Source organism: Phyllobacterium sp. NPDC097923, assembly GCF_044760925.1.
GTDB lineage: Bacteria > Pseudomonadota > Alphaproteobacteria > Rhizobiales > Rhizobiaceae > Phyllobacterium > Phyllobacterium calauticae.
In genome coordinates this window covers 2305421-2329883 of sequence record NZ_JBIWBL010000001.1, presented here as the reverse complement: position 1 = coordinate 2329883, position 24463 = coordinate 2305421, and the positions used below count along the sequence as shown (strand labels likewise).

Annotated in this window: 21 protein-coding genes; 15 read left to right on the top strand and 6 right to left on the bottom strand. The window is 61.4% G+C overall.

Features of this window, described 5'->3' with window-relative positions; all coding sequences use genetic code 11:
* Positions 1–152: 152 nt before the first annotated feature.
* Positions 153–1055, bottom strand: coding sequence for a LysR substrate-binding domain-containing protein (locus ACIQWS_RS11750; protein WP_403176903.1), 903 nt, complete (start codon positions 1053–1055; stop codon positions 153–155).
* A gap of 139 nt (positions 1056–1194) precedes the next feature.
* On the opposite strand from ACIQWS_RS11750, the gene ACIQWS_RS11745 reads away from it, so the two are divergent.
* The 10 genes from ACIQWS_RS11745 to ACIQWS_RS11700 all read left to right on the top strand — a co-directional run bounded on the left by ACIQWS_RS11745 (position 1195) and on the right by ACIQWS_RS11700 (position 12178).
* On the top strand, positions 1195–1584 hold the full coding sequence (locus ACIQWS_RS11745; protein ID WP_346308151.1) for a tautomerase family protein: 390 nt from the start codon (positions 1195–1197) through the stop codon (positions 1582–1584).
* 32 nt (positions 1585–1616) lie between these two features.
* The gene (locus ACIQWS_RS11740) at positions 1617–2036 is read left to right on the top strand and encodes a cupin domain-containing protein (RefSeq protein WP_403176891.1); all 420 of its coding nucleotides are present in this window, start codon (positions 1617–1619) and stop codon (positions 2034–2036) included.
* Between the two features lie 11 nt (positions 2037–2047).
* Positions 2048–2611, top strand: coding sequence for a DUF4865 family protein (locus tag ACIQWS_RS11735; protein ID WP_403176889.1), 564 nt, complete (start codon positions 2048–2050; stop codon positions 2609–2611).
* Positions 2612–2836: 225 nt separating this feature from the next.
* The gene (locus ACIQWS_RS11730; RefSeq protein WP_223612741.1) at positions 2837–3706 is read left to right on the top strand and encodes an outer membrane protein assembly factor BamD; all 870 of its coding nucleotides are present in this window, start codon (positions 2837–2839) and stop codon (positions 3704–3706) included.
* Between the two features lie 23 nt (positions 3707–3729).
* Positions 3730–5409 (top strand): DNA repair protein RecN, encoded by a 1680-nt coding sequence (recN, locus tag ACIQWS_RS11725; protein ID WP_403176882.1) that lies wholly within the window; start codon positions 3730–3732, stop codon positions 5407–5409.
* 237 nt (positions 5410–5646) lie between these two features.
* Complete coding sequence (ligA, locus tag ACIQWS_RS11720; RefSeq protein ID WP_403176877.1) at positions 5647–7791, top strand: NAD-dependent DNA ligase LigA; 2145 nt, start codon at positions 5647–5649, stop codon at positions 7789–7791.
* Complete coding sequence (locus tag ACIQWS_RS11715) at positions 7788–8492, top strand: DUF2461 domain-containing protein (RefSeq protein WP_403176873.1); 705 nt, start codon at positions 7788–7790, stop codon at positions 8490–8492. Before ligA ends, ACIQWS_RS11715 begins: the two co-directional genes overlap by 4 nt.
* Positions 8493–8716: 224 nt before the next feature.
* Entirely contained in the window at positions 8717–10981 is a 2265-nt protein-coding gene (locus ACIQWS_RS11710) for a TonB-dependent hemoglobin/transferrin/lactoferrin family receptor (protein ID WP_403176871.1), read from the top strand.
* Between the two features lie 152 nt (positions 10982–11133).
* Positions 11134–11880 carry an AzlC family ABC transporter permease gene (locus tag ACIQWS_RS11705; protein ID WP_403176869.1) on the top strand — a complete coding sequence of 249 codons (747 nt, stop codon included), beginning with the start codon at positions 11134–11136 and terminating at the stop codon, positions 11878–11880.
* A gap of 1 nt (position 11881) precedes the next feature.
* Positions 11882–12178, top strand: coding sequence for an AzlD family protein (locus tag ACIQWS_RS11700; protein ID WP_130270011.1), 297 nt, complete (start codon positions 11882–11884; stop codon positions 12176–12178).
* Between the two features lies 1 nt (position 12179).
* On the opposite strand, the gene ACIQWS_RS11695 is transcribed toward ACIQWS_RS11700, so the two are convergent.
* From ACIQWS_RS11695 to ACIQWS_RS11680, 4 genes are all read right to left on the bottom strand, one after another.
* Positions 12180–14006 (bottom strand): aminopeptidase P family protein, encoded by a 1827-nt coding sequence (locus tag ACIQWS_RS11695; RefSeq protein ID WP_403176865.1) that lies wholly within the window; start codon positions 14004–14006, stop codon positions 12180–12182.
* A 168-nt stretch (positions 14007–14174) separates the two neighbouring features.
* Positions 14175–15056 (bottom strand): 50S ribosomal protein L11 methyltransferase, encoded by an 882-nt coding sequence (locus ACIQWS_RS11690; RefSeq protein WP_403176858.1) that lies wholly within the window; start codon positions 15054–15056, stop codon positions 14175–14177.
* Positions 15057–15240: 184 nt separating this feature from the next.
* Positions 15241–15834, bottom strand: coding sequence for an SCO family protein (locus ACIQWS_RS11685; protein WP_403176850.1), 594 nt, complete (start codon positions 15832–15834; stop codon positions 15241–15243).
* 34 nt (positions 15835–15868) lie between these two features.
* Positions 15869–16030, bottom strand: a complete 162-nt coding sequence (locus tag ACIQWS_RS11680; protein ID WP_223612750.1) for a hypothetical protein — start codon at positions 16028–16030, stop codon at positions 15869–15871.
* A 68-nt stretch (positions 16031–16098) separates the two neighbouring features.
* On the opposite strand from ACIQWS_RS11680, the gene ACIQWS_RS11675 reads away from it, so the two are divergent.
* The gene (locus tag ACIQWS_RS11675) at positions 16099–16731 is read left to right on the top strand and encodes a DapH/DapD/GlmU-related protein (RefSeq protein WP_403176845.1); all 633 of its coding nucleotides are present in this window, start codon (positions 16099–16101) and stop codon (positions 16729–16731) included.
* A gap of 83 nt (positions 16732–16814) precedes the next feature.
* Entirely contained in the window at positions 16815–17297 is a 483-nt protein-coding gene (locus ACIQWS_RS11670) for a CreA family protein (RefSeq protein ID WP_403176842.1), read from the top strand.
* Positions 17298–17499: 202 nt separating this feature from the next.
* Here the strand turns inward: ACIQWS_RS11670 and ACIQWS_RS11665 are convergent, their stop codons facing one another.
* Entirely contained in the window at positions 17500–19941 is a 2442-nt protein-coding gene (locus ACIQWS_RS11665; RefSeq protein ID WP_403176838.1) for an ATP-dependent helicase, read from the bottom strand.
* Between the two features lie 243 nt (positions 19942–20184).
* Here ACIQWS_RS11665 and ACIQWS_RS11660 point away from each other — a divergent pair, with 243 nt between their 5' ends.
* From ACIQWS_RS11660 to ACIQWS_RS11650, 3 genes are all read left to right on the top strand, one after another.
* Positions 20185–22515 (top strand): glucose/quinate/shikimate family membrane-bound PQQ-dependent dehydrogenase, encoded by a 2331-nt coding sequence (locus tag ACIQWS_RS11660; protein WP_403176834.1) that lies wholly within the window; start codon positions 20185–20187, stop codon positions 22513–22515.
* A 242-nt stretch (positions 22516–22757) separates the two neighbouring features.
* Complete coding sequence (locus ACIQWS_RS11655; RefSeq protein WP_346307857.1) at positions 22758–23297, top strand: glyoxalase superfamily protein; 540 nt, start codon at positions 22758–22760, stop codon at positions 23295–23297.
* Between the two features lie 166 nt (positions 23298–23463).
* Positions 23464–24387: a dienelactone hydrolase family protein gene (locus tag ACIQWS_RS11650; RefSeq protein WP_403176827.1), complete on the top strand. Its 924-nt coding sequence runs from the start codon at positions 23464–23466 to the stop codon at positions 24385–24387.
* Positions 24388–24463: the final 76 nt, after the last annotated feature.

The following is a 24463-nucleotide window of genomic DNA, read 5'->3' as shown; positions in this document are numbered from 1 at the left end:
CAATTGATGTCATGCGTGGTTCGACAAGCTCACCATGAGGGATTTGGGTGGGCTGCAATGCCAATCGCCGAGGTTGCAGAGTATAGCTCCCTGCAATCCCCATCCTCCCTCATGGTGAGCTTGTCGAACCACGCACCACCCGTTCAATCCCTCTAAGCGGCCTTTGCTCCCACACGCACTGACTCGTGCAATGCCTGCAGGATGATCGATGCCAGCCGGGCCGTGACCGGCGACGGTTCCGCATCGGCCCGGTACAGGTCCAATCCCAGATTTGGCAGCAGGGGCAGCCCGTTTGCCCCAGGCGATATAGCCTGCACCGTTCCCGGCAAGCCGATCGGCGTGCGGATGGTGAGGCCGAGCCCCGCCGCCGTTGCGGCCCATAGACCACCCAGGCTTGGACTGATGAACGCCAGGCGCCAGGCGATGCCGGCGCGATCCAGCGCATTGATGGCGGCGGTGCGCAACAGGCAGGGCGCTTCGAGGGCGGCCAGCGGCAGGGGTTCGTTGCCGGACTTCTGCCAGACCATGTCGGGATTGATGGAGCCGACCCAGCGCATGGGAACCTCCATGACCCGTTCGCTGTTGGACAGCGGTGCACTGTTGTTCCAGGCCAGCGCGAGATCGAGGCGGCCGGATGCGATGCGCTCAAGCAGCTCCGCATTGCGGGCCACGCGCGCTTCGATGCGCACCTTGGGATGGGCCCGCGCAAACTGCCCGAGAATATTGGGCAGCAGGGTTTCGCCGAAATCCTCCTGCAGGCCGAGCCGTACCCATCCTTCCAGTTCGATGCCGTGAATGGCGCTCGCCGCCTCGTCGTTGAGGTCGAGCAGGCGCCTTGCATAGGCGAGCATCGTTTCGCCCGCGTCGGTCAGGGCGAGGCCGCGCCCGGATTTCTGGAAGATCGGCGTTCCCGCCTGCTGCTCCAGCTTTTTCAGCTGGGCGCTGACCGCAGAGGTCGACCGGCCAAGCCGGTCGGCTGCCTTGGCAAAACTGCCAAGGTCGACGCCCGTCGTGAAGGTTCGCAGAACATCCAGGTCGAATATGGTCCGGCGCATATTTATCGTCCAATTTTTCAGGATCATCGATCCATATATTTCTGATTATCAGGATGATTGTGCGGTGCTAGAACCATTCCGTCAAGTTCAATTGCGCTTCACACCATGTGCCGGGGCGCCAGACAAAGAGGATCGTTCCATGCCGTTCGCCCGTATTTCCCTCATGCAGGGCAAGTCTGATGATTATCTGAAAGCCGTGTCGGACAGCCTCTATCAGGCGATGATCGAGACGTTCAATGTTCCGCAGAACGATCTCTTCCAGGTCATCCACCAGCACCGCCCGAACGAGTTCATTTTCGACCGCCACTATCTCGGCGGCCCGCGCTCCGACGATTTCATCATCTTTGCCATTACCATCGGCAAACCGCGCGATGCGGCGACGAAGAAGGCGTTCTACGAGCGGCTTGTCGCGAAGCTTGCGGTTTCGCCTGGCGTGCGCCCCGAGGATGTCATGATCATCATCAGCACGTCCTCGCGCGATGAATGGTCCTTCAGCAATGGCGGCATGCAGATGCTCGAAGTCGCCTGACCCGGCTTTTTCTCAGTACAGGAAATCAGTCCATGAACGACATAACCACGAAACCAAAGGCCTGTCCGGCGGAAATGACAATACGGCGGGCAGGGACGGCAATCGGACGCGCGCCGGAGGGCATATCTTCCGCGCCGTTCTGGGCGGAAATGCTTTTGGAAAGCGAAAGCGAAGGTGAGAACACCGTGATGCGGGCCACCGTCGACCCTTCGGTCATCACCCATTGGCACACCCATCCGCGCGGACAGTTCCTCTATGTCCTGTCCGGCGTCGGTGTTGCCCAGAGGGACGGCGGACCGGTTGAAGAGCTGCGGGCCGGGGATTGCGTCTGGTTCGCTCCGGATGAACGCCATTGGCACGGCGCCAGCGCTGACAGCGCGTTCTCCTATGTCAGCATTCAGGCCGTGCATGACGGCAAATCGGTATATTGGCTTGAACCCGTCATACGATGAGGAGAATGATCATGATCGCGATGCAATACAGTTTCACCCTGCCTGCCGATTATGACATGGGCATCATCGACCGGCGGATCGCCGAGAAAGGGCATCTGCTCGACAATTATCCGCATCTGCGCTTCAAGGCCTATCTGTCGGCCCGCCGCACGGATGCGACCCGCAGCCGTGACAACCTCTATGCGCCGTTTTACCTGTGGGACGATGTGGAGGGCTTGAACAATTTTCTCGGCGGGGACGGGTTTGCCGGCGTGTCGGGTGCGTTCGGCCGGCCGCAGGTAAAGTCCTGGTTTGTCTGGCAGGCCTTCGTGTCGCCCGACGTGTCGCAGGCGGCGTTTGCGACGCGGGAGATTGTGCCGGTCGACGCCTCCATGCCTCTGGGCGAAAGACGCAAACAGGAAAGCGGGCGGGTGTTACGGGATGGCGAACACAACGGTATTCTTGCATCCGTGGCGGGTTTTGAGCCGACCACATGGACGGTGGTGCGTTTCCGGCTGCGGGCTGCGGAGCAGCCGGAACAGGCCGATGAGGCGACCCGGATTTACCGGGTAGGGCATATGTCGCTGCCGAAATAAGGGAATATGTTCTTTTCGCAACTCATTTCTGCCTCCGCCACAAATTTGGACGATTAGATGGCAATAAGATTGCTGATTCTGTTGGCTTGTGGTTTAAGAACGCGCAACTGACAGTGAGTTTGACAGTATCTAGAGCATGATGCGCAAACGTGATATCGGATTTGCGCAGAATGCTCTAATTTCTTGAATGGGGCCTAAGACAGAATGGCGAGTTGCAGAATGTCGATGAGTGCAGGGTTTGGCAGCAAGGCCCGGTTGGCCCTTCTTATGGCGTCCGTTGCCGGTGCAACAGCCATTTCCGGTTGTGCCTCGAACGATAAGGACCTCGACCTGTCGGCCTATGTCGACACAATCGAGCCCGCCGATGTGCTCTACAACCAGGCCCTCGCCAATCTGAATGCCGGGCGCCTCGATGAGGCCGCCAAGAAGTTCGATGCCGTCGACCGCCAGCATCCCTATTCCGAATTCGCCCGCAAGGCGCTGGTGATGGGGGCTTTTGCCAATTACCGTGCTGGCAAATATGACGACTCGCTCGCCATGACCAAGCGCTACATCGCGCTGTATCCGACGCAGCCGGAAGCCGCCTACGCCTATTACATCACCGGCCTGTGCTATTACCGCCAGATCCCGGACGTGACGCGCGAACAGACCATGACACGCCGCTCCATCACGGCGTTCAATGAAGTCGTCGAGCGTTTCCCGCAGTCGGAATATGTCGACGATTCCAAGGAAAAGATCCGTTTCGGCCGCGATCAGCTCGCCGGCAAGGAAATGCAGGTCGGCCGTTATTATCTGGAACGCAAGGAATATCTGGCGTCGATCAAGCGCTTCCGCGGCGTTGTCGAACAGTATTCCAACACCCGCCATGTCGAAGAAGCACTGGCACGCCTGACCGAAGCCTATTATGCGCTGGGTCTGACCAGCGAGGCGCAGTCGGCCGCAGCGGTACTCGGACAGAACTACCCGGACAGCCAGTGGTACAAGGACAGCTACAAGCTGCTGCAGAGCGGCGGTCTGGAGCCGCGCCAGAATGCCGGTTCCTGGCTGTCACAGGCTGCCCAGACGATCGTGGGCAGCAAGAAAAATGGCGCCTGATCCACTATTAACCTGAGCGATTCATGCTTTCGCACCTGTCGATCCGCGATATTGTTCTGATTGAACGGCTCGACATTGAGTTTCGCGATGGCTTGTCGGTACTCACCGGCGAGACCGGCGCCGGAAAATCCATCCTCCTCGATGCCTTGTCGCTCGCCCTCGGCGCGCGCGGCGATGCCTCGCTGGTGCGCCACGGCGCGGAGCAGGGGCAGGTAACGGCTGTGTTCGACGTGGCCGGTGCCCATCCCGCCCGCGAACTCCTGCGCGACAACGACATCAGCGATGACGGCGACATCATCCTGCGCCGCGTGCAGACATCGGATGGCCGCAGCCGCGTCTTCATCAACGATCAGGCCGCAAGCGTCACGCTGTTGAAGGAGCTCGGCCGCAGATTGGTCGAAATCCATGGCCAGCACGATGACCGCGCGCTGATCGATATCGATATTCACCGTACACTGCTCGACGCTTTCGGTTCGCTGGAAACCAAGGCGGCAACGGTCCGCTCATTGCACAAGACCTGGCGGGATGCGGAAAACAGGCTGGTGCGGCATCGCGCCAAGGTTGAGGCGGCGACGCGCGAGGCGGATTATCTGCGGGCCTCCGTCGACGAACTGACAAAGCTCGATCCGGAACCGCTGGAAGAAGAGGCGCTGGCCACCCGGCGCACCGAAATGATGCGCTCGGAAAAGATCGCTGGCGATGTCAACGATGCCAATGAGGTGCTGTCGGGCTCGGGTTCCCCGGTGCCGTCGCTGGCGAGCCTCGTGCGGCGGCTGGAACGCAAGGTGCCGGAAGCGCCGCAGCTCTTGGAACCGGTGGTCAAGGCCATCGACGAGGCGCTCAACGCCCTGACGGAAGCGCAGAACGGCATCGAACAGGCCATCCGTGCCATTGATTTCGATCCGCGTGTTCTCGAGCAGACCGAAGAGCGGCTTTTCGCCCTGCGCGGTGCTGCCCGCAAATATTCCGTACCGGTGGATGATCTCGCCGGCCTGCGCGACAGGATGGATGCGGATCTCGCGGATATCGATGCGGGCGCCGAGCGGCTTGGCGCGCTGGAAAAGGAAGCTGTCGCGGCGCGGGCAGCCTATGACGAAGCGGCGGCGATGCTGTCACGGGAGCGGCACGAAACCGCCGGTCACCTCAAGGCAGCCGTCATGGCCGAGCTTCCGGCGCTGAAGCTGGAGCGGGCCGAATTCATCGTCGAGATGGCGGCGGACCCGGAAAACCGCCTGCCCGAGGGCATTGATACAGTCGAATACTGGGTGCGGACCAATCCTGGTACCCGGGCGGGGCCGATGATGAAGGTGGCGTCGGGCGGCGAGCTTTCGCGCTTCCTGCTGGCGTTGAAGGTGGCGCTGGCCGACCGCGGTTCGGCGCCGACACTGGTGTTCGACGAAATCGACACGGGCGTTGGCGGTGCCGTGGCCGATGCCATCGGCCAGCGGCTGCGCCGCCTGTCGGACCGGGTGCAGGTGCTGTCGGTCACCCATGCGCCGCAGGTGGCGGCACGGGCGCAAACGCATTTCCTCATCGCCAAATCCGCCAGGGGCAATGACCGTGTTGCCACGTCCATCCATGCGATGGAAACGGGTGACCGCCAGGAAGAAATTGCCCGGATGCTGGCGGGTGCCAGCGTCACGGACGAAGCACGTGCCGCCGCGGTGCGGCTTCTGCGTGAGAACAGCGCTGCTGCCTCCTGAGCGGGTTGCACGCCTGCGCTGCGTGGTTCGACAAGCTCACCATGAGGGAACTTGGCGTCCTGCAGAATACAAACCTCCCTCATGGTGAGCTTGTCGAACCACGCACCATCTTCATGCAGAGCGGGTTGTGGCAGGAGCTGACTGCAACCTGCGAATCCCGTCGATTTTGAACGGTGCATTTGCGCGTCGCTTCAGTTAATCTCCCGCCGAATCCGTATTTTCAGCGTCGGACAGGCCATGGCAGACATTCCCGTAGAAGAATTGAGCGAAGCAGAAGCGGCAGAGGAACTCGGCCGTCTGGCGGCGGAGATTGCCCAGCACGACTACCGCTACAACACGGAAGATGCGCCGACGATATCCGATGGGGAATATGACGCCCTGCGGCGGCGGAACCTTGCCATCGAGCAGCGTTTCCCGCACCTGAAGCGCGAGGATTCTCCCTCGAACAAGGTGGGTGCGACGGTCTCGGAGAAATTCGGCAAGGTCACGCATTCCATTCCGATGCTGTCGCTGGACAATGCCTTTTCCGATCAGGACGTGCAGGATTTTGTTGACCGCATCCGCCGCTTCCTCAAGCTGGGCGCCAGCGCGCCGGTTGAAATCACCGCCGAACCGAAGATCGACGGACTGTCCCTGTCGCTGCGCTACGAGATGGGCCGTCTGGTCACCGCCGCCACCCGCGGCGACGGGACGACGGGCGAAAACGTCACACTCAATGCCCGCACGGTCGCGAGCATACCCAATGTGCTGGGCGGCAATCCGCCCGAGGTGCTGGAGGTGCGCGGCGAAGTCTATATGAGCCATGCGGATTTTGCCGCGCTGAACGAACGCCAGACACAGGATGGCAAGCCGGTCTTCGCCAATCCGCGCAATGCGGCGGCGGGATCGCTGCGCCAGCTCGACGCGACGATCACCGCATCGCGGCCGCTGCAGTTTTTCGCCTATGCCTGGGGCGAGGTCAGCGCCATGCCTGCGGCAACGCAGATGGGCATGGTGGGGGCATTCAAGTCCTACGGCTTCCGCGTCAATCCGCTGATGCAGAAGTTCGAGACGGTGGATGGTCTGGTCAGGCATTATCACCAGATCGAGGAACAGCGTGCGACGCTGGGCTATGATATCGACGGCGTTGTTTACAAGGTCGACGATCTCGCTTTGCAGCAGCGGCTGGGCTTTGTCTCCCGCAGCCCGCGCTGGGCCATTGCCCACAAATTCCCGGCGGAACAGGCGATCACCATCCTGCGCGGTATCGATATTCAGGTCGGGCGGACCGGCGCGCTGACCCCTGTCGCCCGGCTTGAACCGGTGACGGTCGGCGGTGTCGTCGTCACCAATGTGACCCTGCACAATGAGGACTATATCAAAGGCATCGGCCAGAACGGCCAGCCGGTCCGCGAAGGGCGGGACCTGCGCGTCGGCGATACAGTCGTGGTGCAGCGGGCGGGCGACGTCATCCCGCAGATCGTCGATATCGTCGCGGACAAGCCGCGCGGCCCGTCCGCCTATGTCTTCCCGGATACCTGCCCGGCCTGTGGCTCGCATGCGGTGCGCGAAGAGGGGGAAGTGGTCCGGCGCTGCACCGGCGGGCTGATCTGCCCGGCGCAGGCGGTGGAGCGCATCCGGCACTTCGTCTCGCGCAATGCCTTCGACATTGAGGGGCTTGGCGAAAAGCAGGTCGAGTTCTTCTTCAAATCGGACGATCCGGCCCTGCATATCGGCACGCCTGCGGATATTTTCACCCTGAAGAAACGGCAGGCGGCATCGCTGGCCAAGCTGGAAAACATCGATGGTTTCGGCGCTGTCTCCGTCAAGAAACTCTATGACGCGATCGATGACCGGCGGCAGGTGGCGCTGAGCCGCTTCATCTATGGTCTGGGCATTCGCCATGTCGGCGAGGTCAATGCCAAGCGGCTGGCCAAGGCCTATCGCTCCTATGCGGCGCTGGCAGCCGTTGCGCAGGCGGCAACCCTGCCGGCGGACAAATCCGACAAGGGCAACGACGCCTGGCGCGAGCTCAACGAGGTGGACGGCATCGGCAGCATCGTGGCCGAGGCCCTCGTCGATTTCTATGCGGAAGAGCACAACCGGACGGCGCTGGCTGCCCTGCTGGCGGAAGTCACGCCGCTGGACGAAGAGGTGCGCACGGTCAGCAATTCGCCGGTTGTCGGCAAGACCATCGTCTTCACCGGTTCGCTGGAGCGCATGTCGCGGGATGAAGCGAAAGCCATGGCCGAACGCTACGGCGCCAAGACAGCCGGGTCCGTCTCGAAAAAGACCGATCTGGTGGTGGCCGGGCCGGGGGCGGGCTCCAAGCTGACGCAGGCACAGTCCCTCGGCATCGAAGTCATCGATGAAGATGCCTGGTTTACCCTGGTGGGCGCATGAGCGAGACGGTTTTCAAAGGCTTTGGCGACAAGGCGCTGCCCTTCCTCAAGGCGCTGGATTTTCACCAGAACCGGGAGTGGTTCGTTGAGAACAAGGATCTGTTCGAAGCCCACCTGCACGAGCCGCTGGGCGACCTTATCGATGATCTGATCGCCCGGTTTGAAAAGGCCGGATTGCCGTTCAAGGGTGACCGCAAGAAATCGCAGTTCCGCATCAAGCGGGATACGCGCTTTGCCAAGGACAAGAGCCCCTACAACCGGCATCTCTCGGCACTGCTTTCGCCCGATGGCAGCAAATGGGCCGAATCGGGCTGTTTCTACGTCTGCGTCGGTCTGGAGGACTACAAGGGCTGCTACGCCGCCGTCGCGTGGTGGCAGCAGAAGCCGGAGCTTCTCGCAGCGATGCGCAAGGCCATCGTCGACAAGCCGGAGAGCTACCGCGCCATGGTGGCCGCATTGAAAAAGGGCGGACTGACCTTAAGCGATTACGACCGCCTGAAGCGCACGCCGCGCGGCTTCGAAACGGTGACCGATCCCGACCTCGTCGAAGCCCTGCGCAACCGGCATTTCGTCGTGCGCCATCCCATCGATCCGGATGGCATTACGTCGCCGGCGCTTGCCGACGAACTCTTCGACTTTGCATTGAAGGCCAAGCCGCTCATCGACTGGGGAAAAAAGATCGAGGGAACGCTGGTTTCCTGATGTGCTGACGGGACAAATGTGGTGCTGCGGCAACACCGTTCCGGCCAATAAATCGGCCTGAAATAATCGGTGTATTTAATATTGACTTTTATAGTCATGTTTTTGTACTGAACAAATGTACAGCGTGAATACACGCAGATAATTTCCGCTCAGCAAGCCATGAACACGACGCGGTCTTCGCGCTCAACGTTAAGCCAGCCAAGCATTCTCTCGGGGGTTTGGATATGGTTTTGACACGGAACATGCTTGCGCGCCTGATGTGCGGTAGCGCGGGTACCCTGCTGGTTGTGGGGTTGGGCACGGGCGCAGCGTTTGCCCAAAGCGCACCGGCAACGGGCGAAACAATCGAGCTGGCGCCGATTGTGCTCAAGCGCAATCAGAGCGGCACGGAGGCGACGCCGCTGACGGCGACGACCGAGCGGGAAACCATCCAGCAACGGATGGTCGACAATTTCCAGGATCTGGGGCGCCGGGTCGATGCGGGCGTCAATTTCAACTCCACCTCGAAGAGCATCAATCTGCGCGGTCTCGACCAGGACCGGGTGCTGACCACGATCGATGGCATCCGCGTGCCGTGGATTTCCGATCCGCGCGGAACGCAGGGCGGTCTGGACGGCTTTGATTTCGACGGGCTCTCCAAGATTGACATCACCAAGGGCGCCGACTCAAGCCGCTACGGTTCGGGCGCGCTGGGCGGGGTTGTCCAGATGCGCACGCTCGACCCGTCCGATGTCATCAGTGATGGGCGCAACTGGGGCGTTCTGACCAAAGGCACCTATGACAGCGGCGATCGCAGCTGGCGCACCAATGCGGCGGTGGCAGCCCGTGCGGGCAACACGGAATTCCTCGTGCAGGGCGGGTATCGCCAGGGCCACGAGAAGGATACTCCCGGTGATATCGGCGGTTATGGCACCGGACGGACCGAGGCCAATCCGCTCGATTACGATCAGGGCAATGTGCTGGTAAAACTCTACCAGAATGTCGAGGGCGGCCATCGTTTCGGCCTGACCGGCGAAATCTTCAAAAAGGATTCCGATTCGGACAATTTCATCGGCACGACATCCGCCTATGTGCCCGACAGCTTCAAGTCCGGCGAGAATTATGAACGCAAGCGCATTTCCGGCAGCTATGACTACATCGCCCCGGACAAGGGCGGCTGGGTGGATGAGGCGCACGCCGTTGCCTACTGGACGCAGCAGACCCTGACCAATACGACCGATGCCATCCGCTTGCCGGATGCCAGGGCGCGGATTATTCGCGGCGACCCGTTCCGCTATGGCTTCCCCTCGGGCGTGTACAAGCGCGACAACGAGCTGAACCTCGATGCCTATGGCTTTACCGGCTATGTGGTCAAGGAAGCCGAGATCGGCGACATCAGGCATAAGTTCCGCATCGGTACGGAAATCTACCGGCAGAACATGCATCAGTACGCGGCGGGCGTCGACAATTGCCCGAGTGTCGACTGGAGCAAGCTGCCCCAGCCTTTCGGCCCGCAGACCTGCCGCATGCTGCATGCCAACAGTTCCGATATGCCCGACGTGCAGTCGACCGGATTCGGCATCTATGCCGAGGATGATATCGAGCTTCTGAACGGCCGTCTGACCCTGACTCCGGGCGGGCGTTTCGACTGGTACGAGCACAATCCGCAGTCGACCGCAGCCTATGAGCATGGCCCCAACTTCAACGGGACACTGCCGGCATCCAACAGCGACTCGCGCTTTACGCCGAAGCTGCGGGCGACCTATCACGCCACCAGCGAGCTGGATTTCTATGTGCAGTGGGCCCAGGGCTTCCGCGCGCCGTCCGCGCAGGAACTGTTCCAGAACTACGGCGCGCCCGGTTCCTATGCCCGTGTCGGCAATCCCGGCCTGAAGGCTGAGACCAGCAACGGTTTCGAGGTTGGCGCCAAGTATGAGAGCGACAGATATGCGCTGTCGGCCAGCGTCTTCAACAATTACTACCGCAACTTCATCGACAACGTGACCATTGCACCGCCCGGCGGCGAGTATCCGGTTGGCGGCATCACCGGTTATGCCAATCTCAATCGCGTGCAGATCTACGGTGCCGAACTCAATGGCCGCGTCAATTTCGCCGAGAACTGGGTGACATGGGCATCGGTTGCCGTCTCGCAGGGCAAGAACACCGAAACCCAGGAATATCTGAACTCCATCCCGCCGATCCGCGCGATTGTCGGCCTCGGCTATAACGCCGACAGCTGGGGTGCCGACGTGTCGCTGACGATGGCCGCAGCGCGCGACAAGGTCAGTGGCGGCGGTTTCGTTGCTCCCGGCTATGGCATCGTCGATACGACAGCCTATTGGGAGCCGAAGTTTGCCAAGGGCATGAAGCTCCAGGCTGGTGTCTTCAATGTCTTCGACAAGAAATACTGGAATGCCACGGATGTCCCGAACGATATCAATCTCGCGGTGGCCGACCGCTACGCCGAAGTGGGCCGCAGCTTCCGCATTTCGCTGACCCAGAAGTTCTGAGTTCAGCCGATTGCCGGGTCTGGTGTGCGTGTCGAACCACGCACACTATCGACGCAGTTGGCCAGGCCGTTCGACGCTGCAGCAACATTGATGATAGCGATCAACAATTCTCACGTGACAGGCTGGCCAACCTGCCTTAGACCACGCTCATCATGAGCGAACAAACATATCAAGACGAAACCACCGTTGCGCGGCGGGCAGGCTTTGGCGTGGAATTCTGGCAGGGGTTCCGTCGCGGGCTTCCCGTGATGATTGCCTCTGCGCCTTTCGGCCTGCTGTTCGGCGCGCTTGCCATCGATAACGGCTTTACCGTGTTCGAGGCGGTGCTGATGAGCGCGGCGATTTTTGGCGGTGCCAGCCAGATGGTCGGCATCGAGCTGTTCGGCCACAATATTCCGGCCTGGCTGATCGTCTTTTCCATCTTCGCGGTCAATTTCCGCCACGTGCTGTATTCGGCTGCCGTCGGCCGCCGCATCGGCCACTTCACCATTCCCGAAAGCCTGTTGAGCTATTTCCTGCTGACCGATCCGCAATATGCCGAGACCGAAAAGCGGGCGGAGTCCGGCGTACGCGTCACCTTTGCCTGGTATCTCGGCGTGGCGACGCCGATCTATGTGATGTGGGTGGTGGAAGCGTGGATCGGCGGGCTCTTCGGCAATCTGATCAAGGATCCGCATGCGCTGGGGATCGACATGCTGTTGCCGATCTATTTCCTCGGCCTGGTCATGGGATTCCGCAAACGCTCCAACTGGGCGCCCATCGTCATTGCCAGCGGCATCGCATCGATTGTCGCGGCCAAGACCATCGGCTCGCCCTGGCATGTCAGCATCGGCGCGCTCGCCGGTATCCTGACCGCCGTGATCGTGGCGAAACCCGATAAAACCGCGGGGGAGAACTGAGATGTCGACGATCTTCTGGATTATTCTCGCCGGTGCCGTGCTGACGTTCCTGACCCGCATCGGCGGTCATCTCGTCCTGTCGCGCTTCGACCGCGTGCATCCGCGCGTCGAAGTGGCGCTTAATGCCGTGCCTGCTGCGGTTCTGACGACGCTGGTGGCGCCCGCCATCGCCACGGCGGACTGGCGCGGCGTGGTTGCGCTGGTGTTTGCCGGGCTGGTTTCCCTGCGGTTCAACGCGCTGACGATGTTTCTCGCCGGCGCAGCCATGATCATCCTGCTGCGCCAGCTTCCCGTATAAGTTACCCGAGCGGTTCGGTTGCCTTGATCAGCCAGTCGCGGTCAGCAGCAACGGTGTGCGGCAGCAGAACCTCGCGCACCTGTGCGTGATAGGAATCGAGCCATACCAGTTCTTCCCGGATCAGCAGGCTGGTATCGATCAGGCGCTTGTCGATCGGGCAGAACGTGATCGTTTCGAAACCCATCATTGGGATATCGCCGCCCTCGGGGACGACAGGTTCCGTGACAATGAGCAGGTTTTCCGTGCGGATGCCGTAGCCGCCGGGCTTATAGTAGCCGGGTTCGTTGGACAGGATCATGCCCGGCAGCAGTTCATGCGTGCCGCGCTTGGAAATGCTCTGCGGACCCTCATGCACCGACAGGAATGAGCCGACCCCATGGCCGGTGCCGTGGCCGTAATCATAGCCCTGTTTCCACAGGGCGATGCGGGCGAGCACGTCGATGTCCATGCCGCGCGTACCCTTGGGGAAGCGCGCCGTCGTGATGGCGATGACGCCTTTGAGCACCAGCGTGAACTTGCGTTTCATATCCTCGGTCGGTTTGCCGACCGGCAGGGTGCGGGTGATGTCGGTTGTGCCGTCGCGGTACTGGCCGCCGCTGTCGATGAGGTAGAGCTCACCATCCTGCAACGTGCGGTTTGACTGGGTGTTGACGCGGTAATGGGCGAAAGCGCCATTCGGCCCCGCGCCGGAAATACTGTCGAAGGAGAGGTTTTCCAGCGGCATCTGGAACCCTTCCGCCACACTGCGGCGGGTTTCCTCCAGCTTCTTCGCCGCATCGATCTCGTCAATGGTGCCGGGTGCCTGCGCGTCGACCCAGGCCAGGAACGAGACCATGGCAATGCCGTCGCGCTCATGCGCTTTGCGTGCACCGGCCAGTTCAGCGGCGTTTTTCAGGGCGCGGGGCAGGCGGGCGGGATCCGTGCCCTCGACAATTCTGCCGCCGGCATGGTCGACCACGAGCCGCAGTTTTTCCGCTGCCAGCGCCGGGTCAAGCATCACGGCCTTGCCCTGTGCGCCGAGGCTGGCGACATCCGCTTCAAGGGCCGATGGCGGGCGCAGTGTTGAGAGCTGGGTCAGGTAAGCCTCAGTCTCGATGGGCAGCTTGCGCTTGTCGATGAAGAGCAGCGGTTCGCCGGACACCGGAATGATGGCGAAGGACAGGGGCAGCGGCGTGTTGCTCACATCATTGCCGCGGATGTTGAAAGCCCAGGCGATGGAGGAAGGATCGGTCAGGACGGTTGCGTCAGCCTTGGCCTTTTCCACCGCTTCGGCCAGTTCCTTCAGCTTGTCGCTGGCGAGTTTCCCGGCATATTTTTCCAGCTGGATGGTCACGGCTTCGAGCGGCGGAGCAGGCTGGTTTTCCCAGACCAGATCGACCAGATTGTGCTCGACCGCCACCAGCGTGCCGCCATTGGCTTCCAGCGCTTCGCGCAGCGCCTTGGTTTCGGCAATGGTGTGCAACCACGGGTCGAAGCCGATGGTCAGTTTGCGGCCACTGTTGCGCAGCCAGACCGGCGGCGGCGTTTCCACCAGGCTTTCCACGGTGAAAACCGCAGGATCGGTCTGCTCGGCGGCCTGCAGCGTGTAGCGGCCGTCGACAAAGAGATGCGCCTTGTTTTTCAGGACAAGCACGACACCGGCGGAACCGGTGAACCCGGTCAGCCAGGCCAGGCGCTGGGCGCGGGGCGGTACATATTCGCCCTGGTGTTCGTCGGCGCGGGGAACGAGAAAACCGTCAAGACCGAGGGCTTCGAGTTCGGCGCGCAGCTTGGCGACGCGCGGGGCGCCGGTGGCCGGATTGCTGACGACCTCAAACGACTGGAACATGGTGATGCAAACCTCTGCTGTTGGGTGATGGAACCTATCTTTCGATCACGGCGGAGGCAATGGAGGCGCGCGGTTTGCACCGGGTTTTTCAGGACGGTATGTGCGCGGGAACCAAGCGCATCATCTAATGCGCCGAAAACAAAGGGCAGCTTTCGCTGCCCTTTTGATTCAGTAGGTGGATTTCGCCTTGAGGTGCAGGGTGACCCAGCCCTCGCGCCGCAGCGTTTTCTGGTGGAAAAGACCCTGTACGCGATAGGCCGCCAGCACCTTGTCGCGCTGGGTTTCCAGAATGCCCGAGAGAATGAGCGATCCGCCCCAGGCCAGATGCTTGCGCATCTCAGGCGCGAGTTGCATCAGCGGGCGGGCGAGGATATTGGCGACGATCAGGTCGAACGGCGCGGCAAAGCGCATGGCCGGGTGATGGAAGCCCGTGGCCGTCTCCGTCTGGACGCGCGCAGCGACGCCGTTCTTCACCACATTGTCCTGCGCCACCGCCACGGCCACCGGATCGATATCCGTCGCCAGAACCGGAATGGGGGCAAGCTTGGCAATGCCGATGGCCAGCACGGCGCTGCCGGTGCCCAGATCCAGCGCATTGCGCGGATGTTCGCGGCGGATGACTTCGCCGATCATGTCGAGGCAGCCGGAGGTGGTGCCGTGGTGGCCGGTGCCGAAGGCAAGACCGGCGTCGATCTCGATACCGAGATCGTTGATGCGGCGCTTGTCGCGGTCGTGCGAGCCGTGCACGAAGAACCGTCCCGCACGCACCGGCGAGAGGCCTTCGAGCGAATGGGCGACCCAATCGATATCGGGTACCTGTTCGCGCTGCACGTCGAGCTTGACGGCATGGCTGCCCAGGATATCGCGGATGCGCGGCTCGATCTCGTCGGGCTCGAACGTATAGACCGAGACGTCGAAGATTTCCGCATCCTCGTCCACTTCGAAAGTGGAAATCGGCAGGCCATCCTCTTCGAAGGCGAGCTGCAGCAGGTCGAACACGCGGTCGGCTTCGATCTTGCCAGCGGTGAGGAACAGGCGGGTCTGGGTCATCGGGTCGTGTACTTTCGAAATGGCAGGTGGCTCTGCTTGGTCCTGAGTGCGTGGTTCGACAAGCTCACCATGAGGGAAGCCGAGGGTTGCAGGGAGTTCTATTCTGCAATGTTTCAGTTTGGCCTTGCAGCCAACACCCTCCCTCATGGTGAGCTTGTCGAACCACGCACCATTAGATAGTGCATCAGCTCTTGGCCAGACGTTTCAGCTTGGCGACAGCCGTATCAGGATTTTCGCCATAGGCAATGGTGCCGAAGAAACCGCCCTTGCTATCCAGAAGAAAGACCGAGGCGGTGTGGTCCATGGTGTAGTCGCTGCCCTCGGTGGGCACCTTGCGCGCATAGACGCTATAGCCTTTCAGCATCGCCGCCATCTTGTCGGGATCGCCCGTTATGCCGGTGATACGGTCCGAGACATTGCCGACATAGGTTTTCATGACATCGGCGGTATCGCGTTCGGGATCGACGGTGACGAAATAGGCGTTGATATTCTGGCCTTCGGGCCCGAGCTGCTTCAGCCAGGCATCGAGTTCGAACAGGGTGGTCGGGCAGATTTCCGGGCAATGGGTGAAGCCGAAGAACACCGCCGACGGCTTTTGCCGGAACGCCGCCTCGGTAACCGGCTCGCCGTTCATGGTCACGAGCTGAAACGGTACGCCGAAGGGGCCGGCATTGGCGGAGCCCGGCTGATGGCGGTAGGACTGGAACGTGATCCATCCGGCCGCGGCGGCCAGCAGCATGATCGCCACGACAAGAAACAGCATCAGACGTCTGTTCATAAGTACATTTCCTCTGGGGGCTGTGCTGGCGCTTCTATATGCACCAGGAAAGACCAGCCTGGATCAGCGACAGGAAGATCGTATCGCCATGGTTGAACCATGCGGCAAAGGTTGCGCCCGTCGCCATGGCTGCAAAGAGTGCCAGTGTCGTGTAGAGCGTCAATCGCGATGGGCTGATGGAATAGGATGATTTCATGCGGGGATTATAGGATTTCACCGGCTTTTATGCAAAAGAATTGCCGCAACCTTATTTGAGAAAGCACGATGGCTGATCCCGACGACCTCCGCTTCCAGAATCCCGAACCGCGCATCCACCCGACGGCACAGCTCAAGGGCGTCAAGCTCGGCCGTTTCGCCGAGGTCAGCGAGCGGGTGATCCTGCGCGATGTGACGATGGGGGACTTTTCCTACATCGAACGCCACAGCGAAGGCATCTATGCGGATATCGGTCGCTTCTGCTCCATCGCGTCCAATGTGCGCATCAACGCGCTGGAACATCCGATGGAACGGCTGACCACCCACAAGGTGAGTTATCGCCCCAATGAGTTTTTCCGGTATCAGGGGGTCGATTTCGGTTTCCGTGCCCGGCGGCAGGCCAAGCGCGTCAGCATCGGCCATGATGTGTGGATCGGCCATGGCGCTGTCATCATGCCCAGCATCAGCATCGGCCACGGCGCGGTGATCGGCGCCAATGCGGTGGTGACCAAAAACGTGGCGCCCTACACCATCGTCGCGGGCAATCCGGCGCGCCTGATCCGTCCGCGTTTTCCCGCCGCCATTGCCGAACGCCTGATGGCGCTGGCCTGGTGGGACTGGCCCGCGACGACGATTTTCGAGGCCATCCCCGATATCCAGTCGCTGGGCATCGAGGATTTTCTGGCGAAGTGGGAACGATAGGAGCGGCGGGCCGTTCTGCTTGCAATTCCGCAATGCCGTATCCAACTGTGTCTGGCAAGCCCAACCATTTCAGGAGATTCTCGATGAAGCATATGCTCGCTGCTCTGGCCCTACTGGGCGCCGCCATCCTGCCGGCTCAGGCGGAGGAGGTCGGCAAGGTCGGCGTCGACTGGCTGGGCAATGACATCGTCATCGATGCGGTTGCGGACCCGAAGATCCAGGGCGTCACCTGCCATCTCGCCTCGTTCTCGCGCGGCGTGATCGACCGGCTGCAGAAGGGCAACTGGTTCGAGGATCCGTCCAATGCGTCGATCTCCTGCCAGCAGACCGGCCCTATCGTCATCGGCGACATCAAGCTGGGCGAGGGCGGTGAGCGGGTGTTTTCCGAACGCACCAGCCTGATCTGGAAAAAGCTGAACATCACCCGCATCTACGACAAGCAGAACAATGCGCTGATCTATCTCGCCCATGCCAGCCAGGTGCAGGACGGGTCCGCCAAAACCTCCATCGCAACGATTCCGTTGTTTGCCGGAAATGTCACCTGGACCAAGGGCAAGCCGGAATAGAGTTGGGGTGTTTCCGTTGGGTTTACACCCCCCCTCTGTCCTGCCGGACATCTCCCCCACAAGGGGGGAGATCAGCTTTCACAGCTGTTTCAACTAATCTTCAACATTGAAAATTACGTAAAATCACTGATGTCGATGTGATCTCCCCCCTTGTGGGGGAGATGGGCGGCAGCCCAGAGGGGGGTGAAAGAACCCAGCCCGCCTAGATCTGCTTCACAAAACTGTCGAGCACGCGTTTTTGCCCGGCCTTGTCGAAATCGATGGTCAGCTTGTTGCCTTCGATGGATGAGACATTGCCGTTGCCGAACTTGATGTGGAACACCCGGTCGCCGACGTCGAAATTCGACGGGGTTTCGCTGACGGATTTGGCCACCAACTCGCCGTCGATCATGCGGCCCTTGACCGAGCCGCGTCCGGCGCCGTGGCCGGAATCCGTCTCGCCATAGCCGATGCGCTCGACCTTTGCGCCGGAGCGTGAGCCCCAATTGTTGCGCGTGGCGTCGGAACGGTTCTGCTGGGCGCGCTGCCAGCCGGGCGTCGAATAGGTGTTCTCGAACGGATCGGCGCGGTCGAAGCGTGACTGGCCATAGCCGCCGCCGGAACCGTATCCGCCATAGGAATTGCCTGTCGCAACAACTTCCACGTGCGCTTCCGGCAGTTCCTCGAGGAAACGGGAGGGGATCGTCGACTGCCAGAGCCCGTGGATGCGCCGGTTGGAGACGAACCAGATATGCAGGTTCTTCTTGGCGCGCGTCAGGCCGACATAGGCAAGCCGCCGCTCTTCCTCAAGGCCGGAGCGGCCGCCCTCATCCAGCGCGCGCTGGTGCGGGAACAGGCCTTCCTCCCAGCCGGGCAGGAAGACGGTCTCGAATTCCAGCCCCTTGGCCGAATGCAGCGTCATGATGTTGACCGCATCGAGATTTTCATTCTGCTCGGCGTCCATGACCAGGGCCACGTGTTCGAGGAACGACCGCAGGGACTCGTACTCCTCCATGGAGCGGATGAGTTCCTTCAGGTTTTCCAGCCGGCCCGGCGCTTCCGCCGAACGGTCGGCCTGCCACATGGCGGTATAGCCGGATTCGTCGAGAATCATTTCGGCGAGCTGGGTGTGCGGCGTTGAATCAATCAAAGATTGCCAGCGGTGGAAGTTTTCAACCACTTCGCGCAGGGCGGAACGGGGTTTGGGCTTCAGCTCTTCCGTCTGCACCAGATCGGCGGCGGCATCGAGCATGCCGATATCGCGGGCGCGGGCATAGTCATGCACCTGCCGCACGGCGGCTTCACCGAGGCCGCGCTTGGGCGTGTTGATGATGCGCTCCAGCGCAAGGTCATCGGACCCTTGAGCCACGACGCGGAAATAGGCGAGGGCATCGCGGATTTCGAGGCGCTCGTAGAACCGCGGGCCGCCAACGACGCGGTAATTCAGGCCGAGGGTGACGAAACGGTCTTCGAACTCGCGCATCTGGAAGGAGGCGCGCACGAGGATCGACATATCATTGAGGTTGTGGCCCCTGCGCTGCGCCTGTTCAATTTCCTCGCCGACCGCGCGGGCTTCCTCTTCGGAATCCCAGGCGGCGTGGACATTGACCTTGGCGTCTTCGGCATTCGGCGCATCGGTGAACAGGGTTTTGCCGAGGCGGCCCTCATTGTGGGAAATGAGGAACGACGCCGCGCCGAGAATATGCGCCGTCGAGCGGTAATTGCGCTCCAGGCGGATCACGACCGCGCCGGGAAAATCCTTCTCGAAGCGCAGGATATTGTCGACTTCGGCACCGCGCCAACCATAGATCGACTGGTCGTCATCGCCGACGCAGCAGACATTCTTCGAGCCCTGCGCGATGAGGCGCAGCCACATGTACTGGGCGGTGTTGGTGTCCTGATACTCGTCGACGAGGATGTAGCGGAATTTGGCGTGATATTCCTTCAGCACATCCGGATAGGCGCGGAACATGCGAATGGGATGGCAGAGCAGGTCGCCGAAATCGCAGGCGTTCAGCGTCTTCAGGCGGTTCTGGTAGGCGGTATAGAGTTCGCGGCCCTTGCCGTTGGCAAAGGCGCGGGCATCGCCCTCGGGGATTTCCTCCGGGCCGAGGCCCTTGTTCTTCCAGCCGTCGATCATCAGCGCGAACTGCTTGGCAGGCCAGCGTTTGTCGTCGAGCCCTTCGGCCTGAATGATCTGCTTGATCAGGCGGATGACATCATCCGTGTCGAGAATGGTGAAATCCGAACGCAGGCCGACCAGTTCCGCATGGCGGCGCAGCAGCTTGACGCCGATGGAGTGGAACGTGCCGAGCCAGGGCATGCCTTCCACGGCACCGCCGACGAGAACGCCGATGCGCTCCTTCATCTCGCGCGCCGCCTTGTTGGTGAAGGTCACCGCAAGAATCTGGCTGGGATAGGCCTTGCCGAGGGAGAGGATGTGGGCGATGCGTGAGGTCAGCACCCGTGTCTTGCCGGTTCCGGCACCGGCGAGAACCAGTACCGGCCCTTCGGTGGTTTCAACCGCAAGGCGTTGCTCGGGGTTGAGACCATTGAGATAGGGCGGCGCGCCGCGCGCCTGCATGGCGCGTGCAGCTATGCCCTGCGGCTGGCGAGGCGCATCAGGTTCATCGAAGAACGGTATATCGTCAGGCAATCCGGACATTTCACTCCAATGTAGTGATTCGGCATCGAAAAACCAGACCGATCCGATACAAAGCAAGAACGTACAGCATTTAGCGCAGAGTTTCCCCTGAAACTTGCGATTGAAATTTGCAATCGTTGATATTGCGCCGTTCTGAATTAGGGCATACGCCTAGATCAGAGAGGAATCTGGCAGCCGATGGCCCGTTCGCAGCCTCATGTCAGGACCATTCGATCTTGATTGAGCTTGGAAAGGATCCCTGCCATGGCAATCACTCTGACAGCTCTCCTTTTTCTGATCATCGCGGCTGCCCTGGGTGCGGGTGGCGTCTGGCTCGCCGTCCTCGGCGGCAGCTGGTATTATGTCATCGCCGCGCTCGCCTTTCTCGTCACATCCATTCTCCTATTCCGGCGGCGCTCGGCCGCATTGCCGGTCTATGCGCTGCTGGTGATCGGCACGCTGGGCTGGGCCATCTGGGAAATCCGCTTCGACTGGTGGCAGCTGGCGCCGCGTGGCGGCGTGATCATCCTGCTCGGGCTCTGGCTCCTGACACCGTGGGTGCGCGGCCGGCTGACCCGTGCCGATAATGGCTCTGCCTCTCTGGGGGCAGCGCCGCTCTGGCTGGCCGTTCTGGTGGCGCTCGGCGTTGCCGGCTATTCCATGACCCGGGATCCGCTCGATCTTCCCGGCCAGCTGAGCCGGGAGGCTGTGACCGCCACGCCCGATATCGGGGGCGTGCCCAATGACGACTGGCACTTCTATGGCCGCAGCCTCTACGGCCAGCGCTATTCGCCGCTGAAGCAGATCACGCCCGACAATGTCGCCAAGCTGCAGGTGGCTTGGACCTACCAGACCGGCGACGTGCGCCGCTCCACCGATATTCCGGAAACGACCTATCAGGTGACGCCGCTCAAGGTGCGCGACACGCTCTATATCTGCACGCCGCATAATTTCGTCATTGCGCTCGATGCCGCCAGCGGCAAGGAAAAATGGCGCTTCGATCCGCAGGTGAAGGACAATGACGACCGGCAGCACCAGACCTGCCGCGGCGTGTCCTATTATGCCGATGCCACCGTCGCGGCCGGACAACCCTGCGCCGAGCGGGTCTATATGCCCACCGCCGATGCAAGGCTGATCGCGCTCGATGCGGCCAATGGCCAGGTCTGCCCGGCCTTTGGCGACAAGGGCACCATCCATCTGGAAACCGGCATGCCCTATAACCCCGCCGGGTACTACTATTCGACCTCGCCGCCGGTTATTGCCGCGGGCAAGATCATCGTCGGCGGCGCAGTTAATGACAACTATTCGATCCACGAACAGTCCGGCGTCATCCGCGCTTTCGATATCAATACCGGCGCGCTGGTGTGGAACTGGGATTCCGGCAATCCCGATGTGACGACGCCGCTGCCGGAGGGACAGAAATACACCGCCAACTCCCCCAACAGCTGGTCGATTTCCAGCGCGGATGAAAAACTCGGGCTGCTCTATGTGCCACTCGGCAACCAGACGCCGGACCAGCTTGGCGCCGGACGGTCCGCCAATGTGGAGAAATTCTCGTCCTCCATCGTGGCGCTCGATCTCAACACCGGGCAGATGCGCTGGGTGCGCCAGACCGTGCATCACGATCTCTGGGACATGGACGTGCCCTCGCAGCCAAGCCTTGTCGACATCAACACCGCAAGCGGAGCGGTTCCGGCACTGGTCGGTCCGACAAAGCAGGGCGATATCTACGTGCTCGACCGGCGTTCGGGCGAGCCGATCATTCCGGTCGAGGAGGTGCCTGCCCCCGGCGGTGCCATCGAGGGCGACCACACCGCGCCGACACAGCCGGTTTCCGGCCTGACATTCATACCGCGACCGCTGCAGGGCAAGGACATGTGGGGCGTGACGCTGTTCGACCAGCTCGCCTGCCGCATCCATTTCCTCAAGCTACGCTATGAAGGGCGTTATACGCCGCCGTCGCTGCAGGGCTCGCTGATCTATCCCGGCAATTTCGGCGTGTTCAACTGGGGCGGCGTGGCGGTTGATCCGGAGCGGCAGGTGATGTTCGGCATGCCGACCTATCTGGCCTTCACTTCACGGCTCGTGCCGCGCGCCGATGTGCCGGCGCCGGGTGCGGGCACCAAGGGCAGCGAGCAGGGGCTCAACCGCAATGAAGGCGCACCCTATGCGGTGGTGATGGGACCGTTCGTCTCGCCGCTCGGCCTGCCATGCCAGACCCCGCCCTGGGGCTATGTGGCGGGGGCGGACCTGCGCACAGGCAAGATCGCCTGGAAGCACCGCAACGGCACGGTTTACGATTCCTCGCCGCTGCCCCTGCCGCTCAAGGTCGGAGTGCCGGGGCTGGGCGGCCCGATCATCACGGCGGGCGGCGTCGCATTCCTTGGCGCAACGGTCGACAATTATCTGAGGGCCTATGACGTCACCACGGGCAAGCAGCTGTGGGAAGGGCGTCTTCCGGCGGGCGGACAGTCCACACCCATGTCCTATGCACTGCCCGACGGGCGGCAGTTCGTCGTCATCGTCGCCGGTGGCCACGGCTCGATCAACACCAAGGCCGGCGACTACGTCATCGCCTATACCCTGCCGAAATAGGCTGGGCGCACCATCGCACCCTCCCGGTCGGCAGCCGGGAGGGTTTTTGTTGACTGTTTTAATCCAGTTGACGCGGCGTAAAACTGCTCATATCAATTCATCAGGCAGATACGGCCAGCCGCTCGCGGGGGTTCAACCCATGGTGAATGTATCGAACGATGCTGCGTTTCATCCTTTGCATGGTGAACGGGTCGGCAATGCGGGCACTGACTTTCCGCGTTCACCCCTATGAAGGATAGACGATGCGTACATTTCATGACGCCAAGGCGATGGCCAAATCGCTGCGACAGGCGCTTGCCGCCAAGAATATCGAGATTTCCCACAGTGACGGTCTGGAGCTTGTTGCCGCCGGGTTTGGTCTGGGCAACTGGAACGTGCTGGCGGCAAAGATCGCGGAGGACGGGCCTGCGCCGAAGGGAGCCATCTCCTTTGGACCGGCCAACCCGATCCTGCGGATTTTCGACGTTGATAAGGCCAAGGAATTCTACCTGGACTATCTCGGCTTCACCCTCGACTGGGAGCACCGGTTCGAGGACAACATGCCGCTTTACTGTCAGGTGACGCGCTCCGGCCTGACGCTGCATCTGAGTGAACATTCCGGCGATGCCAGTCCGGGCGCCCGGGTTTTCGTGCGCATGACGGGCATCGAAGCGTTTCACAAGGAGCTTCATGCCAGGAACTACCGCTTCATGAAGCCGGGTCTCGAAGAAGCGCCCTGGGGCCGCGAGGTGCATGTGATCGATCCGTTCAGCAACCGGATCAGCTTTTGCGAGGACAAGTAGGTTTTGCATGCGGGACAGCGCCGGCGCAATCCGGTGCTGCCTGCCTTGACGAGGCGGTCGGCGTCTGGGAAATTGGCGCCACAGTGATGACTGGACTCGGCGTTGCGCTCTCCACCGGTGTCCTTTCGCATTGCCTGAAAGGGTGATGGGAAACGGAGGGGGTTTGATGGCCCGGCAGTCCTTTTCGATGGAAAGAGCCACAATGGACAAGCCGAAGAAAACTCCTACGATCAGTCAGGCCATGGTCGATGCTTATGATGAATATACGCATCTGACCCTCGACCGGCGGTCCTTCATGGACAAGCTCGCCAAGCTGGCGGGCTCCGGCGCCGCAGCTGCGATCATTGCACCGATGCTGGCGGCAAATTCCGCGCAGGCTGCGGTTGTCGCGTCCGACGATCCGCGGCTGCTCACCAAGGATGTCATTCATTCCGGCCCGGCGGGAGACATGAAAGGCTACAGCGTACGCCCGACCGACACGACGGCGAAACTGCCGGTGGTCGTGGTCATTCACGAAAATCGAGGTCTCAACAGGCATATCCGCGATATCGCCCGGCGCATGGCACTGGAAGGCTTTACGGTTTTCGCCCCGGACTTCCTGTCGTCGGCCGGCGGCACGCCTTCGGACGAAGACAAGGCGCGCGATCTGATTGCCAATCTCGACCCCGAAAAGACCATTGCCGAAGGCGTCGAGACGATCGCCTATCTCAAATCGGTCAAGTATGCCAATGGCAAGGTCGGCGTGATGGGCTTTTGCTGGGGCGGCGGGCTGGTCAATGATCTGGCCGTCAATTCGCCGGACCTCGATGCCGGGGTGGCCTATTACGGCCGCCAGCCCAAGACCGAGGATGTCGCAAAAATCAAGGCACCGCTGCTGCTGCACTATGCGGGCCTCGATACGCGGATCAATGCGGGCATTGACGGCTACAGGAAAGCGCTTGAGGACAACGGCAAGACGTTTGACATCGAGGTCTATGACGGCGTCAACCACGCGTTCAACAACGATACGTCCACCGCCCGCTACAGCAAGGAAGCCGCCGATCTCGCCTGGAGCCGCACGGTGGCGTTCTTCAAGAAATACCTGAGCTGACGACACAGCGCATTTCCCGTCCCCATGAAACCAATGGCTTGCCAGACCGCTCCGGGCACTGCTAGTCACAACAACG